This window comes from Xanthomonas sp. NCPPB 4467 (assembly GCF_041475665.2).
Taxonomy (GTDB): Bacteria; Pseudomonadota; Gammaproteobacteria; order Xanthomonadales; family Xanthomonadaceae; genus Xanthomonas; species Xanthomonas dyei.
This window is the reverse complement of sequence record NZ_CM191260.1, coordinates 4573998-4589019: the sequence shown is the minus strand read 5'-3', so window position 1 is coordinate 4589019 and position 15022 is coordinate 4573998. Positions and strand designations below refer to the sequence as shown.

Genomic DNA, 15022 nt, shown 5'->3' with positions numbered 1-15022 from the left:
GCCGCTGCAAAGTGGTCACACAACAGCCCCGCAGATGCGGGGCTGTTGCGTTTCAGGCACCCGCCCGGCGATGCTTTGCGGGCAGCAGGAGCGTAGATTTGGAGGCGCCTGGCTTCACGCCTTTGCGACGAAGCCGCACCGCAACGCACTATTAAGTAGATGTTTCCTTCAATCTCACGCGAGATTGCAGCCGGCGTTTTACCTTCGAGCGCGACAGGAACCCGAGACCGTCCAATGAGCAGACAAAGCCGCTTCGAAACCACCACGTACCGCGATCATGAGATCCGCGTGCGCGTCGAACAGGCTTCGCCGACCGCCAGATGGACATTGTGGGTCGATGTCTATGCCGAGGGCGGCAGCAAGCGCCTTCCGCGCATCAACGACCAAGCAGAGACCTGGGACACCTACCAGGACGCCATCGCGCAGGGATTCAGTGCAGGTCGTCAGCTGATCGATAAGCAGCGCCAGACAGCGGATGCTTGATGGTTGTGGGTGCACGGGTGCGTGTGTGTTGTCCAGGCGCGTGCATCTCGTTGTAGACAGACGCTCACGTAGCTGTTGATGCCGGACGGGTATTGGGTACTCTGATCGACAGCAGGCTGTTAGCCAGGAATTGCCGTTGTGAGACGCGGCGCCTGTGTATGTAGCCGAGCCTTTCAGATGTGCGTGCACATGGGATATGTGGCGGCATCGCTCGCACTGACCTGAGCACGAGCGGGACATCTTGTCTGGCAGAACATCGCGCGCAATACGCGCAGTGGATGCGCGCTGCGCGTGCGGCGAGCTAGTAAGCAGCCAACAGAGACAGCAGTGGCAGAACCGCAGCGAGCGGGCGCAGACACTGACCCGTAGAGAAGAGCCCGTAGAGAAGAGCGGGTACGGACACCGGCCCGCAGAGAAGACGGGTCCGCAGCAGACAAGCCCGCGGACAGACAGGTAAACTTGCCCGACTCCTGTGAGCCCGACGCATTGCATGCGGCACCAGCGAGCGCTGTGCAGCAGGGCCTATAGCTCAACGGTTAGAGCAGAGGACTCATAATCCTTTGGTTGAAGGTTCGAATCCTTCTGGGCCCACCATAAAATCAAGGGCTTAGCTTGTGCCAAGCGCCCTGATTTTGGGCTGCCGGGAAAATTGCCGGGAAAATTAGCTGCGTTTTGGCGGCTTTACCACTGGCAGTGCATGGTCATAGCGACCTGTCGTTGCTGGTGTTACGTGCCCTGCAGCATCTTGTTTGTCGCCTCGGTTTCCAACTGTGTCGGTAATGCCGCGATGCTTGAGGCCATGCAGAGAAAAGCGCTCCTGCTTCGTGATGATCCCTTCGGTCATTGCGAGCGTGATGAATCGTTGCCAGGCACTATCCAGAGATGACTTAGCCATGGGGCTACCAGTCTGTTCAACGAGTAGCCGCCGATCCTCGGCCTTGATAGGGACTGGAAAGCTTCGGCCTTTCTTAGTCCAGATCGCGGTACGCCGCGCTGCGAGGAAATCCCACGCTTCGATCATCTCAGGATCCCACTCGGTAAGCGTGTCGCGTGATCCTTTGCGCCGCTGAGCATGTATGCCTGTTGGCTGCTTATGTGTGTCGTTGAGGGTGCACACCTCGATGCCGCGTAGGCGCGCGCTATACGCGAGCACCATGACTGGCGCCAGGTAGCTCGGGCAACTGCCCTTTGTGTGTGGTGGACGGGAGCCGCGTTCACGAGCGAAGGTCAGCACCTTGTCGAATGCAGCCGGCGTTGGCATACGGTGCTTCTTTGCTTCGCGTGCTTGCCTCACGCCGATGGCTGGATTTGATCTACATAGGCCGACACGCATGCCCCATGCGAGTGTGCGACGTAAGTAGCGGTGAAGGTGATTTGCTTTACTGGGCGTTGCTGGAAGCGCGGGTTGGTGACCGTTTGCAAGCCGTCCCATTGCGAAAACTTCCACGAGTCGCTGGATCACAGGCGTGGTGATGCGATCAACCTGCACCGAGCCCAGTTTCGATCCGTCCTTGCGCAGATAGTCGGCAATGGAGTTGGCGTAGCGCTTGTAGTCATCTTGCGTGTCGGTCGCTAGTTCCTTGAACTCCAACGACTCATGGAAGCGATCAAAGAGATAACGCAACGTACCGCGCATGCCCTTGCCTGCACGTTCCTCAATGATTCCGTGCAATTCCGATAGACGAGCTCCAGCGTAGGCCACGGTTTGCTTTCGTCTGGCCCCACCTTCGGGATGCGGCTCGACGACGTACCACCGGCCATCCCCCCAATAGAGGCCGCGCGGGAGCGCGGCCTGGTCAATGTGGGATGGTATGAGGGGATTGAATTTGCGCTTGCGGCCTCTTGCCATTACATCAGCTCCTGTTCTGTATCCATCTCGATGTCGTTGTGTTGCTGCAATCCCAGCGCGGCGTTGAGCGCGTCTAGCGTTGTCCAGATACCCCCTCGACCGTCGTACTTGTATCGGATGCCTTGATCATTGGCCCAACGCACGACGGTCGCGGTACGGGGGGAGGGTCCAATCGGTGCGCATAGCCGCCGCAGATCCTCAAACGTAAGTACCCCACCGCTCATGCATCTTGCTCCTTGGTCCACTCCCGCCTGTGCCGCCACTGCTCGCGCATTTCCTCCACGAGCAAGTCAGCAGCGGCATAGCCGCGCTGAGCGGCAATGCGGAGCCGTAGCTCTCGCACCTTGGCTGCATCCGTGTAGCCCTGCCGTAGCCAGTGACGCGCTTCGCAAACCCTGCGAAACCCCTCCATGTTTGCGCCATCGATCATCGCTGGCGCGTACCGATGAAGCGCAGGCCGAGCTGCACGACGTTCTGGGCGCAGGGCCGTGGCTGACGAGGTGTGCGGATGCGATGAGCACGCCGCCATTCGGTCATGGCCAACTCGAAGCTGGGATGCTTCTGTGTGCGCCCACACACGCACTCGATGAAGTGCCCGCCGCCTGCCTCAAGGCGGCGGGCATCGAGCATGTGGCGAGCCACGTGGCCATTCGTGCAGGGCGGCAGAGGGGTGTCGTGGTCGACCTGACGCTGCGTCACGGTACCTCCATGCGCAGCACGCGCTCGGCATCCCGCAGGTGCTGCACGGTGTCGGAGTCGATCCGGTCCAGTGCCTCGGCGATGGTGTAGTCCATCTCGGCCAGCCAATCGGCACGATTCAGCACCAGAGCGGCGGTCAGCGCCTCCCCGGTGGACAACGGGCCAGGCGCCCCCATCCGCGCGGCGGCGCGAGCAACCTCGATCGTGCGCTGCAGGTTCATGGCTGCGTCCTCCATGCGGCGCCGCGCTGGGCGCGTGTTTCCTCGACACGGATGACGCGCAGGCCCCAGCGAACCGACCAGGTCCGCGCCTGCTGTTCGTCGCAAGTCAGGATCAGCTGCCCGACAGGCTCCAGGCGATCAGCGCGGAAAGTAAACAAGAGATTCTCAAGCTCGATGACCTCCTGCAGGCCGAGCTCCTGACATAGAGCCTTCGCGTTGAGAGATTTGCCGCTGCCCTGCGGGCCGAGAAGGATGACGGACTCAGCCATGAGCAGCCCCCCGACGCACAGCCATGCGAGTGCGGCGACGCAGGCGCTGTGGCACCTGACCAACGGCCAGGCCGGTCTGGGTGAGGCGCGGGCGGCGCGACGTCCACAGCCTGTAGAACAGTGCGCCGCCGGCCGCCGGCGCCAGGATCATTGCCAACGCGAGCAGCTCAACCATGTGCCACCTCCCTCGCGGCCTGTGCCACAGCAGCCGCAGCAGCTGCAGTCGGCCTGCGCGGCAGCATGTTGGCCAGGTCGAACGGGAAGTCCAGGCCGTCCATGAACTCGGCCAACTCCGTGCTGATGCGGTCTTCTGCCGTGGTCCACAGGCGGGGGCCGTCGATGAGCTTCCAGCCGGTGCCGGTGCCGCGACGCCGCTCCCAGGACTGACGCACCTGGCGAAGCGGTCCCATGTTCAGGGTCGCAGTGACCACGACCGCACCATGCGTGACGTGCATGGTGATCGTAGCTGAGCAGTCGCCCATGTTGCGATCGTAGGCGACGACGGGGGGCGTGCTAGCCTCCGCGTTAGGTCCGGTGCCCAAAGCCAACAGACGTGCTGCCGTGGCTGGACATGTTCCAGTTTGCTGTTGCATATCGACTCTCCAAAGTTGCGTTGGTGGAGGGCCTTGGGGCGGTGTTACAGCACCGCCCGCCGGCCCGCTGAAACGGGGTTAGATCAGGTCGGCGCCAGAGGGCGGATTGCTGGGATCAGGCTCGCGCAAACGCTGCGCGCCGCTGAGGACATCCAGCAGTTCATGGCGGATGTACTCGGCAACGGCTGCCGGTCCGTCGTGATTGATGCCTGCCTCGATCGCGACATCATTCGTCAGCGCGGCAAGCAATGTGGTCGCGTGGTAGGCGAGCCAAAGGCGGGACTGATCTTCTTCACTGATCGAGAAATCAGCGTCTTCGGGTAGTTGTAGGTTTGGGCGTGCAGCGTCCATCACGCCACCTCCAATGCAGGCATGCGCTCAATAACCCATTCCTGCAGGGCAGCGGCCTCTGCTTCCGGCATCACCACGTGCAGCGAGCCGATGACCAGCCCGGTGCCGTCATCGACAGGGAACAACTCGCAAGCGTCTTCGATCGCGCTGCAGGCGAACATGACTGGTGGACGGTCATGCAGACCGTCGGCATACAGTTCGGCCAGCACGTCGGTCGCGCGGATCTGCAGGAGCATGTAGACGCCTGGAGCTATGCGCAGCGCCTTGTGCAGGTCGCGGCGGCTCACTGGCGCACCTCGGCCAGGTCGGCATTGATGCTGGAAATAGCGGCTTCGACATCTGCCAGCGTCAGCGCCTCGGGCGCTTTACCAATGGCCTGCAGCTTCGCCTGCAGGGCGAGCCAGGCGGTGTGATTCCAGTCGAGGGTGTCGGCGATCAGGCCGAAGAAATGGGCGATCTGGCGCGCGGCATTAGCCGGCGCTTCTTGAGCGTCGTAAGACATGCGAGATTCCTCATGCGTGAAGGAATCCGCCGCCTCGCTTCCAAACGAGGTGGCGGACGGTACGCGGTTGGAAGACCGGCATGAGGACCGGCGGGCCTTGCAGCCCCCACGCACCGCCCGCCATTGAACTGGCTGGCACGCACCCGCAACGACGATGCGGGCAATAAAAAAGCGCCATGCATCGGTCGATGGGCGCTGTTGCGCCTCATGATTCGGGCTTCCACACCCGGTCGCCGATTGTGCGGCGACACGGTAATGGTTGCTCTGCTCCTGGGTAGAAGTCAACGAAAATTTCCCAAAGTTTCCAACATGAGAAAGCGCGCTCATTTCTGGAACACCCAGCACTTCACGGTGGTGCCGACGCCGGTCAGATCGTCCTTGAGGACAGCACTGTTGACGGCCACGTTCGCGCCGATGAACTTGTGCCGGCGCGAGTCACCGAGCAGCGCACGCAGCACCTTGAGATCGGGCACGGCCTGGCTGAACTGCGCAGCACGTGCAGCGAAGTGATTGAGGTTGATCGCAATCCGCTGCGCGTCGCGGCTGTGGTTGACCACAGCTTTGCCGTGGCCGGTGGCCTCGAGGTATTCGTAGACCTCCCAAAATTCGTTGACCATCGCGTGGTCGGCGCTGATCGCCTTCTGCCGTTCCAGGGCCATGTCCAGCAACGCGAGCCGCGTCTGCTCGACCATGTCGTCGGGAATCGTGAGAACCAGGCGCAGACAGTCGAACAGCGCCAGCATCTGCGCGTGGTTCTTGATCACGCGTTCCAGGCGCAGATCCTGCTGCGCGCGCAGCTTGGCCTCGAATACCTTTACCCGCTCGGCGAACAGGTCGAGGATGGCGCGTTCCTGGCGAATGGCGCGCACAAGAAAGTGGCTGACTTCTTCGACCTGCAGCGCATTGAGGTTGTCGGCCGCGATGCGGCTTTCGGTCGTAACCTGCGGGCGTTTGAAATGCAGCTTCACGATGCGCGTGAGGATCGCCTCGCTGGCGTCCACCGCTGCGTTCTGGGTGATGACGATCGTTCCGCGAAATGGCGGCTCGTACGTCTCGTTGCCGCCATTGCGTACGCCGCGTGTTGCCAGCGTGCCGCCACCGAAAAAGTCCTTCAGCTCATCCCACTCGAACGTCTTTGAGTGCGCCTTGTCTGGCTCGCTGCGATCGGCCTCCAGCAGGACGACGGGCATGCCAGACACCTGGCCCATGGCGCGTGCACGGCCGGCCTTAGAGGACTTAGCCGGGTCAAAGCCCTCATAGTCCGAGCGGCCCAGTAGCTTCCATAGGAACGTCAGTAGCGTGGTCTTGCCGGCGCCGGCTTCGCCGGTGGCTTCAAGAAACGGGAAGCTCTTGTGCCCGGCGCGGATTTGCTCGGCGAACAAGGATCCAAACCAGAACGTCATGGCGACCATGCCGTGCGTGCCGAAGCACTGCCACAGCCACGGCAGCCAATCCACACGGAACGCCTCGGCGTCGCGTTGGATCTCCAGGCGGATGGATTTTTGCGTGGTCTTCAAGCGCAGCTTGTCGAACTCGAAGTAGTCCTCTTCGTTCGCTGTCACCAGCTCGCCATCGCGCACAGCCATATCGCCGAGCAGGTAGGCGCGGTGCTCTTTGCTGTAGCCGACGAAGTCGATGGCATCCACCGTCTTGATCGCTTCGGTTTGTTCTTCGATCAGGCGGTCCAGCTGGTGACCGGTGCCAGTGAACATGGCGCCGGCTGCCAAGGAGATCAGGCGCTTTTTGAACTCGGACGCGCTGGCGACATGGCCGCCGGTAAAGGTGCCTTTGACGCTGGGGCCGTCGTGCGGAAAGTCGACGCGGAAGTAGTACCAGCTTTCGTCGGTGACCTCCTGACGCTGGAAATACAGCGCCTCGGGGTAACAGTTGGCGATCTTCTGGACGGAGCACGCAGCACGTTTGATCTTCCTCAGATCCTCGGCCGCCACCTCGTCGCCGTCGTCGGCATCGAGGTCGCCCAGCTTCTCCTTGCGCAGCTTGTCGAAGCGCTGGGTGTCGAAGTCAAACCAGTACAGGCGCGAGCGGTACTCCAGCCAGAAGTCGTTACGGCCGTCGTGCTCAAACATCAGCAGGCCTTTGTCCACCGCCGAGCGGGCCACGAGCAGGTCGCCCTGGTACCGAGCTTCCTTGACGTCGTTGTCCCACTGCTTGGGATCATCGGACGCGATCGCACGCAGATGCAGGTCGTTCCAGTCGGTCTTTCTGCTGTCGCGCTGGACGATCTGCGCGGCCCGCGAGTCGAAGCCCAACGCCGCTGCACGCTTGATGTGCTTGTGCGTGTACGCACGGGCGCCTGGCTCGTTGTCCAGCGCCCATACCAGCGTCGGAAGATCCGCCATACGCGCCTTTGCCAGCTCGCGCAGTGACTCTTCCGGAAATGCGTTGGAGGACATGGCCGACACTGCACACATGCCGTGCTGCAGGAGCGCGATCGCATCAAAGATGCCCTCAACGATCCAGACTTCTCGTGCCGTCTGCATCGCGGTAAGCGCTGCGGGTGCTGCCCACCACACGCCCGCATAGCTCTGGCCTGGCGCAAAGCGCGCCTTCTGCTTGCCGAAGCGGTGCGGACGATCGATCAGGCGTTCCCACCAACCACCTTTGACCAACGGAAACCGCACAGTCGCAGTGCCCGCGCTGATCTTGCGGTCGTAGTGGCTGTCCTGGGTGTAGAGACCTTTCAGCGGCGCCAGGTCGAAACCACGCGAGAACTGCAGGTATGCATCGGCCGCAGCATTGGGGGCGGCTGCCGTGGGCTGGAAGCGCTTGGACCAGTCGTCAAACAGGTCGTCGTACAGATCCTTGACGTGCAGTTCGCGCCCGCACTTGGATTGCCGGCCGCACTTCACCACCCATGGCTTCAGATGGTGGGTGTAGAGTTCTTTCTTGCTGCATGACGGGCACTTGCCGCCGCGCATGTACTCGGTACCGCTACGGTGCTTGAGTCCGTAATCCCGCTCCAGACGGGATAGCACCTGTTGTCGCAGATCCTCTTGCATCGAACTTCCTTAGACGCCGAGCCGGCGCGCAGACGCGGGCACAGAGGTGGCGGTTTCGATCACGACATAAGCGCCGCCTGCACGACGGTGCGCGTCAACGGCTGCAGCGAGCAGGCGTGCTTCTTCGTGCTTGGCGTGCGGCGCGACGCGCTGCGGGACATTGCTTGCCGCATCCACGAAGCGCGACTCTTGTGCGGTGAACCAACTGCTGGCGTGCATTACGAGCCGACCTCGGTGTTTACGTGCGGGAGATGGAACAGAACGGCTGCGGCATCGGTCAGCGCGACCCGGCGCTCATCCAAAGCATCAGAAGTGGCAAGCCCCTCGCGCATGAGCGCGGCGACTAGGACCGCACCAAAGCGTTGCGCGGTCTCCGGCGCGGCAGTGCTGCCGATGTAGCCGTTGTCGGTCTTCACCAATCCGCCGTGGATGAGGGCGACTTCCAGGCAAAGCTTCGCCGTGGGCGGCAATGCCGCCCAATCAAGGGTCTTTCGCATTAGGGATGGCTCAGATGTGAGGGAAGAACGACTCGCCGCCGACTGGAATCAGATCCAGCTGGCGGTCACCTAGCGACTCGCGGTAGGCCTGCAGCGCCTGGGCGCGCTCATACGCAGGGGTCGGTGGAAGCTCGCTGTGCGAGGTAGGCACACCACTTGGGCTGGCAATGCCGGTCAACTCCGAATGACCGGTGTACGTCGCACCACACATCGGGTTCTCGCAGACATAGGAGTCATGTCGAAGGAACTTATGCGCGAGGAAGCTGGTGCGTTTGATGAGTCTTGCGCTGCATGCCTCGCAGCGAAAAACAATTTTTTTCCGACCGAACATGCTCACCCCCTTGAGCGCTTGGAAGTTTGGACTTTTGCGGCATAATCTGGCGGTGCTTTGAGGCCAAGAGCAATGGCAGCCGTGTGCGCATCGCCGTACTTGCCCTGTGAGCGGCCTCGAAGCAGATCGTCGACAACAGTGCGATTCACCCCAAGTTGCTGGGCGAATCCAGAGACCGTAATGCCGTTGGACACCAGCCATTCCCGCGCCTCCGCTGTGGTTCGGGGGTGGAACTGCTGCTGAGCTTGCACTTTAGGGGGCATCGGTCGCGGTGGTCTGTGGTTTTGGAAATTGTTGGTGTTAACACCAATTTTGTCAATATGAGGAAAAACCTGAGTGACTGTAGGGAAACGCCTGAAGGAAGAACGCAAACGCCTGCGCTTGACGCAGCAGGAGATGGCGGATGCGTGTGGCATCTCGAAGTGGGCGCAGTTGTACTTCGAGAAAGACCAGAACATGCCGGGTGGAACCTACCTATTGGCCGCGCATGCTCGCGGCGTAGACATCGTGTATGTGTTGTTAGACCAGCGGACCGAATTGGATCCATCCGAGGCTGCGCTAGTGGCTGCGTTCCGCTCTGCATCGCAGGAGGTGCGCACTGCGATGCTGTCCAATCTTGGATCGGCACGCGGGTCTGCTGAAAACGTTGCGCCTGTCGTGACGTTCAACGACAACAGCCACGTCTCTCAAATGCTGACTACGACAGGTGCGATCGACCAGAGATACATGCAGATCAACATGGGTGGCCGGAAAAAAAAGAAGTCCTGATCAAGCTTCAGATAGGACAGCTGGTCCTCGCAAAAGAGTGCGTTATCGGCATGCATCCGATGATGTGAAGGCGGCAGTCCTCAGAGATGTCAGTAATGGAATCCAATTCGCACAACAGACCTATGAAGCTTGACGTGAATGACTCCGAGGTTGGGCAGTTAAACGTTGCTGAGCGTATCGAGCAGCACTACCACGTTGACACTGCTGCGTTCTCTCCACCATCGCTCTCAGACATGCAGTTCGCCTACCAGACCTCCGAAGACACATTGCGAAAAGCTCGCTTCTGGTTTGCAGTGTGCGAATCAGCGTGGATGGCATTGACAGCATTCATTTGGGCTGCAATGCCCCACCAGATGCCCCCGCGCTTCACCGCGCTCGATCAATTCATCTACGTACTGGTGTTTGCATTTATCCCGTTCATGACTCGCGCTTGTATGCCCGATCAGCTGAAGGTGAAGCGAGCTCAGTGGAAGCATGTGATCGAAGTGGAAGCGCAGTGCATGAAGGACCTGCATCACCAGATCGTCCGTGAACAAGCCCGCCTGCGGCTACTCGCGCGGAGTTAGCGGCAATGCATTGGATTGACGGGGAACTTCACCAAGTCAACGTTGCCTTGCGTGCAGATGAAGCTCGGTCGGAAAAAAAGCCGCCGGTGGTGCCGGCGGCTTTCAAGGTGTCGGCGCATAGCTCCTTGCGATCCAGTCGCCGCCGTCCTGGCAGCGCGAGATGACCTGACATCCACGATGCAAACTACGCGAGCCACATCCGGTCAGCTATCAGGAAATTCCCACAGATGTTGTAAGGGATGCGCCGATGCAGCAGAGGGTGCGCTACCTTAGAATTCGTGAACTAGTGAAGCAACTACGCATGGATGCCTGCATGATTCGACAGATTGGCGATTACATATTGACTGCGCACGCCACGACGACCGGAGCTATGTTCTTTCCGGAAATCCTAGTATCAAAGAGTGGTGGCATAACACTACATCGGCACCCATTGCCCGGGTCTGGGTATGGCACATATTCACAAGCTGTCGCATCTGTCGCAAGTGAGCTGGGACTCTATAGGGTGCTGAGCAATGGTTCCCTGTTGCTATGTCACTCACGGGATGCCGCTGCCGGGTAAGCAGCGTGGTGCGAGCGCTTACGTCGTGGCTTCCAGTTCGAGTGACGTGTTAAAACCGCTGGAACCGCTCACCGTGTGGGTGGTCTTTGCAATCAACCAGCGTTGCCCATCAATTTGCGGCTTGAAGCCGCTCACCGTGACGCTCTGCTCTGGGAATAGATCCGCCCGCCCGATCGCCAGCGTGTAGTCGAACTTCGCCACGCCACGCTTCACCCGCTCCAGCTCCGCGTGCGCATGCTGGCGCGCTGTTGCCTCATCGGCATACGACTCGCGCAGGCGCTTGGCGTTGTCGTCTGTGCCAACTAGCACCGACTGCCGCCGCGCCTTGCCTTTGTCGACCCAGTACGCACGCACGCCGGTATAGGCGTCGCGGTCGGCCACCGAGTAGCGGTGTTGGTCGCCATCGCGACGCGTCAGCGTGACGCTGGGCAACGGTTTGCCGCTCGCTGTGGTACCGCCGCCGATCGGTGCAAACAGTAGCGAGCCGGCTTTGACCGTCGCTACCGCATCGAAACGCTGCCCCAGCCGCGTGAGCAAATTCATGTCGCTCTCGTTGGCCTGGTCGAGGTGCGGTAGTTTGGTCCGCGCCAATGCCTCGGCGACGCGCGGCGTCAGGCCATGTTCGCCGGCCAGCGTGTTGAGCACGGCGCCCAGCGTCGTGTTATGCCAGCTGCGTTCGCGGCGTGTGCGCATGTTTGCAGTGAGATCTGCGCTGCGCGCACGCACGGTGATGACGTCCGGCGCGCCGCTGTACTCCACCTCATCCACGATGAAGCTGCCTTTTTCGACCAGGCCGGTGTCTTTCCAGCCCAGGGCGACGGACAGACGCACGCCGCGTTTGGGCAGCGCCATCTTGCCGTCGTGGTCGTGGATGCGTAGATCCAGTTGATCGGCTTCGCCGCCACGGCATTCGGTGAGGGTGAGATCGAGCAGGCGGGGTGCGATGCGCTCGGTGAGGTCGACGCCATCGAGCACCACGCGCCACTGCGGGATCGGGTAGCTCATGCGGCAGCCGCCTCCGGGGTGATGTCGTCGGCGCGGCGCAGGCTCAGTTGGAACTCGATCCGGCGCGGGGTGCCGTCCTCGAAGAACAGCGAGGCGGTCTCGTTGATCGTCAGCAGCAGATACGGCCCGTAGACCACGCCCGCACCATCGACCAGCGGCAACGGCTCGCCATCGGTAGCCAGCGTGCGCAACGTCTCCAGCGAGGCACGTGTGCCCGTGAGTTCGGGAGCGATCAGGCCAGACAGCTCGATGGTGTCATCGCCTGGACCCAGGAATTGGCTGGCCGCGCGCGCACCGACGCGCTCGCTGGTGGCATGGCGCCAACTCATCTGCCGTTGCAGCTGCAGGAACGCCGCGCTGTCGAGCGCAAAGACGAACGTGCCGTAGGACATCATCATCGGGGTGGATCCTCAGTCGTCGCGCAGGCTGGAGCGGCGGGTTGCCGCTGCGCGCCGGTCGCGTTCTTCAAGTTGGCGGGCCACTTCGCGCGCCAGGGCGGTGGCATCCATGCCCGGTGCGGCATGGACGTGGATGACGTAGCTGTTGCCGCCTGCAGGCGCGCTGGCGGCGCGCGTCGGGGCCGACAGCGGCGCGCGGCTATCGATCGCCGTCACTGGCGCTGTGGCCGTCGCCAAGGCCAGGCCCGCGCCCACCGCACGCATGCGGGCGCCGAGCGCGGTCACGGCCTGCACAGGCGCGCCCTGGCCGCGCTGCAAGCCGACGGTGAGGCCTTGCATGGTGAAGTCGCCCAGCTGGGCAAACACGCGCGAAGGGCTGTGGATGCCCAGCAGGCCCTTGAAGCGGTCGACCACGCCGCTGCCGACGCTGGCGATCGCGTCGCCGGCGGCGCCGAGCTTGGAGCGGATGCCCTGGACAAGGCCGCTGATCATGTCGGCGCCGGCCTGCAGCATCCGCGCCGGCCAGTTCGCCAGTTGCAAGTTGATGCCGTCCCACAGCTGCAGCAGCCCCTGGCGGATGCGATCGCCGTTGCCGGTGAACACGCCCACGATCAGCGACCAGGTGCCCTGGACCGTTTGCCACACGCCGCCGAGGATTTGCTTGATCACCGGCAGCACGAACACAAACGCCTGCACCAACCAGCCGATCGCTTTGACGGCCAGCTGCAGCTGGGTGACCAGTACCGCACCCAGGATCTGCCCGAAGCCACGACCGGCGTCAGTTGCACCGTGCAACTGCGCGGTGGTGGCCTCGAAGGGCGTCAGCAGCTGCTTGACCCACGCCCAGGCCTGGCCCATTGCAGCGGCCACGGTCTCCCACACTGGCCCCAGCGGCGCGAGCGCGGCCTGTAGCTCGGCCAGCACCGGGGCGGCCACATCGAGGATGCCTTGCCACACCCCGATGGCGAAGGCCTTGATCGGCCCCCAGTACTTCCACACCAGCAGCGCCACGGCGGCGACGGCCGCACCGATCGCCAGCACCGGCAGGCTGACCCCGCCAAGCAGTGGCAGCAGCAGGCGCGCGCCATTGGCGAGCATGGGGAGGAAGCGGCCGGCGAGCGATCCCACACGCGCCAGCAGGCCGCCGAAGCCTGTGCCGCCGCTGAGCAGGTTGACCACACCATAGATGTGGCCGAGTGCCGCCGCACCCAGGCCGCCGACAACCAGCAGCCCGCCCAGGGCCGTGGCTGCTGCGGCTCCGGCGACGGACAGCTTGGCGATGCTACCGACCAGTGCGGGATTTGCCCGGATCCACGTCGTTACGCGCTCCACCACCGCAGCCGTGCGCTCGGTCAACTGCTTGAACTCCGGCAGCAGGGTCCGTCCGATTGACTGCGATACCACGACCACGGTGTTCTTCAGCAGCTGCAGGGAGTTGGCCGATGTCGCAACACGCGAGCCGTATTCGGCGGACATGGAACCAGCGTAGCGCTGCTCATCGGCGACCTTGGCGAAGTTGTTCCGTAGCAGCTCCAGATTGGTGAGCAGCGGGGCAATCGCGCCGATCGACTCGCGGCCGAACAGCTGGTTCATCGTCGCGGCTTGTTCCACCTTGGGTAGCGCACGCAGTTTCTGCAGCACACTCATGATGGCGCCGCCGGCATCGTCCTGCATGGCCTGCGCCATGGCTTTTGCCTTGAGACCGAGCTTGGTGAAAGCGCCGATCTGCGCCTTGGTCGCCGAGTCGCCAGACGACAGGGTCAGCAGCATGTTTTTGATGCCGGTGGCAGACACCTCCGATTCGATGCCCATGCCGGCCACCGTGGCGCCCAGTGCGGCCAAGGGGTCGGACTGCAGGCCGGCCACCTCGCCCAAAGCGCCAATGCGGTTCACCACATCGCTGATTTTCTTGACGCTGGCCGGGCCGGTATTGCCGAGGTAGTTGATCTGATCGGCCAGCTCCACGACCTGGCCCTGACCCATGCGAAAGGCCGTGCGCCAGGTCGCCATGGTCTGGCCTGCGTCTTCTGCGGTGGTGTCGAAGGCCACGGCCATTTTTGCCGCGTCCTGGGCGAAGCCCAGCAGTTCCTTGCGTGGGATGGCAGCCTGGCCTGCTGCGGCCACGATCTTGGCAATGTCGGTTGGGATCAGCGGCAGATGCATCGACAGGTTCTCGATGTCGCGCCCCATCTCCTTGAACTGCTGCGGAGTGTCGAAGTTCACCACCTTGCGCACATCGGCCATGGCCGACTCGAAGCGCATTGCTTCCTCGACCGGGATGTAGGCACCACGCAGCGCGACCAGACCTGCAGCCATTGCAGCCACGCCTTTGCCGACGGCCTCCATGCCTGCGCTCTGCATGTTGGTGGCACGCTGTTGACCGGCCGCGATGGCGGCCAAGCGACGCTGCTGTTCGCGCATCGCTGTATTGGTCGCCTCGATCTGATCACGCAGGCGTCGCTCACGGGTGACGAGGTCGGTGGTGCTCACGCCGGCTGCGTTGAGGCGTGTGCGCAAGCCCTGCAGCGCCGCCTCTTGAGCCTGATGCTTTTGTTTGAGTTCCGCTGCCAGCTTCTTGGCCCGCTCGAACTGGGCATTGAGTGCGGCGGTGGGTGTGCCGGCCGCGCGGATCTGCTGCGCCAGGGCTTGCACCGCAACGCGCTGTGCATCGAGCACCGCTTTGGCCTGGCGGGCCTTCTCGTGTTGCGCGCGAAACGCGCCCACATCGCGTTGCTGGGCGTTGAGCGCGCGTAGCGCATCACGCTGCTGGCGCAGCGCGGTGGCAACGCCGCGGCTACCGCTCAGCACGCGCCGGAACGGTCCGGTGGCGCGATCGACGGCGGCCAGGATGACCTGCAGGCGCAGATTGTCGGAGGCCGCCATTTAGGCGGCCTCGCGGGTCAGGGGGTGC

The 15022-nt window shown here is 62.7% G+C and carries 22 protein-coding genes and 1 tRNA gene; 4 read left to right on the top strand and 19 right to left on the bottom strand.

Translation table 11 applies throughout. The features are described from left to right. Positions 1–159: 159 nt before the first annotated feature. Both ACCQ06_RS20125 and ACCQ06_RS20120 read left to right on the top strand, forming a co-directional pair. Positions 160–483 (top strand): DUF6566 family protein, encoded by a 324-nt coding sequence (locus ACCQ06_RS20125; protein WP_343236048.1) that lies wholly within the window; start codon positions 160–162, stop codon positions 481–483. Between the two features lie 518 nt (positions 484–1001). Next, positions 1002–1077: transfer RNA gene (locus tag ACCQ06_RS20120), tRNA-Ile, on the top strand. A gap of 67 nt (positions 1078–1144) precedes the next feature. Here the strand turns inward: ACCQ06_RS20120 and ACCQ06_RS20115 are convergent. The 16 genes from ACCQ06_RS20115 to ACCQ06_RS20040 all read right to left on the bottom strand — a co-directional run bounded on the left by ACCQ06_RS20115 (position 1145) and on the right by ACCQ06_RS20040 (position 9078). Next, positions 1145–2332: a site-specific integrase gene (locus ACCQ06_RS20115; protein ID WP_316688888.1), complete on the bottom strand. Its 1188-nt coding sequence runs from the start codon at positions 2330–2332 to the stop codon at positions 1145–1147. Beyond that, complete coding sequence (locus tag ACCQ06_RS20110; RefSeq protein ID WP_316688887.1) at positions 2332–2556, bottom strand: hypothetical protein; 225 nt, start codon at positions 2554–2556, stop codon at positions 2332–2334. Before ACCQ06_RS20110 ends, ACCQ06_RS20115 begins: the two co-directional genes overlap by 1 nt. Then, a complete protein-coding gene (locus ACCQ06_RS20105; protein WP_316688886.1) occupies positions 2553–2762 on the bottom strand; it encodes a DUF7696 family protein in 210 nt (69 codons plus the stop codon). The genes ACCQ06_RS20110 and ACCQ06_RS20105 overlap by 4 nt, the downstream gene beginning before the upstream one ends. After that, positions 2759–3031 (bottom strand): hypothetical protein, encoded by a 273-nt coding sequence (locus ACCQ06_RS20100; RefSeq protein ID WP_316688885.1) that lies wholly within the window; start codon positions 3029–3031, stop codon positions 2759–2761. The genes ACCQ06_RS20105 and ACCQ06_RS20100 overlap by 4 nt, the downstream gene beginning before the upstream one ends. Further along, complete coding sequence (locus ACCQ06_RS20095) at positions 3028–3252, bottom strand: hypothetical protein (protein WP_115528378.1); 225 nt, start codon at positions 3250–3252, stop codon at positions 3028–3030. Before ACCQ06_RS20095 ends, ACCQ06_RS20100 begins: the two co-directional genes overlap by 4 nt. Next, on the bottom strand, positions 3249–3521 hold the full coding sequence (locus ACCQ06_RS20090) for an AAA family ATPase (protein WP_316688884.1): 273 nt from the start codon (positions 3519–3521) through the stop codon (positions 3249–3251). The genes ACCQ06_RS20095 and ACCQ06_RS20090 overlap by 4 nt, the downstream gene beginning before the upstream one ends. After that, positions 3514–3696: a hypothetical protein gene (locus ACCQ06_RS20085; protein WP_228325137.1), complete on the bottom strand. Its 183-nt coding sequence runs from the start codon at positions 3694–3696 to the stop codon at positions 3514–3516. The genes ACCQ06_RS20090 and ACCQ06_RS20085 overlap by 8 nt, the downstream gene beginning before the upstream one ends. Beyond that, complete coding sequence (locus ACCQ06_RS20080; protein ID WP_316688883.1) at positions 3689–4114, bottom strand: hypothetical protein; 426 nt, start codon at positions 4112–4114, stop codon at positions 3689–3691. Before ACCQ06_RS20080 ends, ACCQ06_RS20085 begins: the two co-directional genes overlap by 8 nt. Positions 4115–4192: 78 nt before the next feature. Further along, positions 4193–4465: a hypothetical protein gene (locus ACCQ06_RS20075; protein ID WP_316688882.1), complete on the bottom strand. Its 273-nt coding sequence runs from the start codon at positions 4463–4465 to the stop codon at positions 4193–4195. Then, on the bottom strand, positions 4465–4752 hold the full coding sequence (locus ACCQ06_RS20070; protein WP_316688881.1) for a hypothetical protein: 288 nt from the start codon (positions 4750–4752) through the stop codon (positions 4465–4467). The genes ACCQ06_RS20075 and ACCQ06_RS20070 overlap by 1 nt, the downstream gene beginning before the upstream one ends. Then, complete coding sequence (locus tag ACCQ06_RS20065) at positions 4749–4967, bottom strand: hypothetical protein (protein ID WP_104567594.1); 219 nt, start codon at positions 4965–4967, stop codon at positions 4749–4751. The genes ACCQ06_RS20070 and ACCQ06_RS20065 overlap by 4 nt, the downstream gene beginning before the upstream one ends. 323 nt (positions 4968–5290) lie before the next feature. Further along, entirely contained in the window at positions 5291–7987 is a 2697-nt protein-coding gene (locus ACCQ06_RS20060; protein ID WP_316688880.1) for a toprim domain-containing protein, read from the bottom strand. A gap of 9 nt (positions 7988–7996) precedes the next feature. Then, positions 7997–8206 carry a hypothetical protein gene (locus ACCQ06_RS20055; protein ID WP_316688879.1) on the bottom strand — a complete coding sequence of 70 codons (210 nt, stop codon included), beginning with the start codon at positions 8204–8206 and terminating at the stop codon, positions 7997–7999. Further along, the gene (locus tag ACCQ06_RS20050; RefSeq protein WP_316688878.1) at positions 8206–8484 is read right to left on the bottom strand and encodes a hypothetical protein; all 279 of its coding nucleotides are present in this window, start codon (positions 8482–8484) and stop codon (positions 8206–8208) included. The genes ACCQ06_RS20055 and ACCQ06_RS20050 overlap by 1 nt, the downstream gene beginning before the upstream one ends. Positions 8485–8494: 10 nt before the next feature. Further along, positions 8495–8815, bottom strand: coding sequence for an ogr/Delta-like zinc finger family protein (locus ACCQ06_RS20045; protein WP_104616865.1), 321 nt, complete (start codon positions 8813–8815; stop codon positions 8495–8497). Positions 8816–8817: 2 nt separating this feature from the next. Then, entirely contained in the window at positions 8818–9078 is a 261-nt protein-coding gene (locus ACCQ06_RS20040; RefSeq protein ID WP_316688877.1) for a helix-turn-helix domain-containing protein, read from the bottom strand. A gap of 73 nt (positions 9079–9151) precedes the next feature. Here ACCQ06_RS20040 and ACCQ06_RS20035 point away from each other — a divergent pair, with 73 nt between their 5' ends. Then, positions 9152–9583 (top strand): helix-turn-helix domain-containing protein, encoded by a 432-nt coding sequence (locus ACCQ06_RS20035; RefSeq protein WP_316688876.1) that lies wholly within the window; start codon positions 9152–9154, stop codon positions 9581–9583. A gap of 95 nt (positions 9584–9678) precedes the next feature. Further along, positions 9679–10149: a hypothetical protein gene (locus ACCQ06_RS20030; protein ID WP_372364431.1), complete on the top strand. Its 471-nt coding sequence runs from the start codon at positions 9679–9681 to the stop codon at positions 10147–10149. A 577-nt stretch (positions 10150–10726) separates the two neighbouring features. Here ACCQ06_RS20030 and ACCQ06_RS20025 read toward each other — a convergent pair. From ACCQ06_RS20025 to ACCQ06_RS20015, 3 genes are read right to left on the bottom strand one after another with little or no spacing between them, the layout of a single operon-like run. Continuing rightward, the gene (locus ACCQ06_RS20025) at positions 10727–11713 is read right to left on the bottom strand and encodes a phage late control D family protein (protein WP_316688874.1); all 987 of its coding nucleotides are present in this window, start codon (positions 11711–11713) and stop codon (positions 10727–10729) included. Beyond that, entirely contained in the window at positions 11710–12111 is a 402-nt protein-coding gene (locus tag ACCQ06_RS20020) for a phage tail protein (protein WP_316688873.1), read from the bottom strand. The genes ACCQ06_RS20025 and ACCQ06_RS20020 overlap by 4 nt, the downstream gene beginning before the upstream one ends. A 12-nt stretch (positions 12112–12123) precedes the next feature. Continuing rightward, positions 12124–14994 (bottom strand): phage tail tape measure protein, encoded by a 2871-nt coding sequence (locus ACCQ06_RS20015; RefSeq protein ID WP_316688872.1) that lies wholly within the window; start codon positions 14992–14994, stop codon positions 12124–12126. Positions 14995–15022 lie beyond the last annotated feature (28 nt).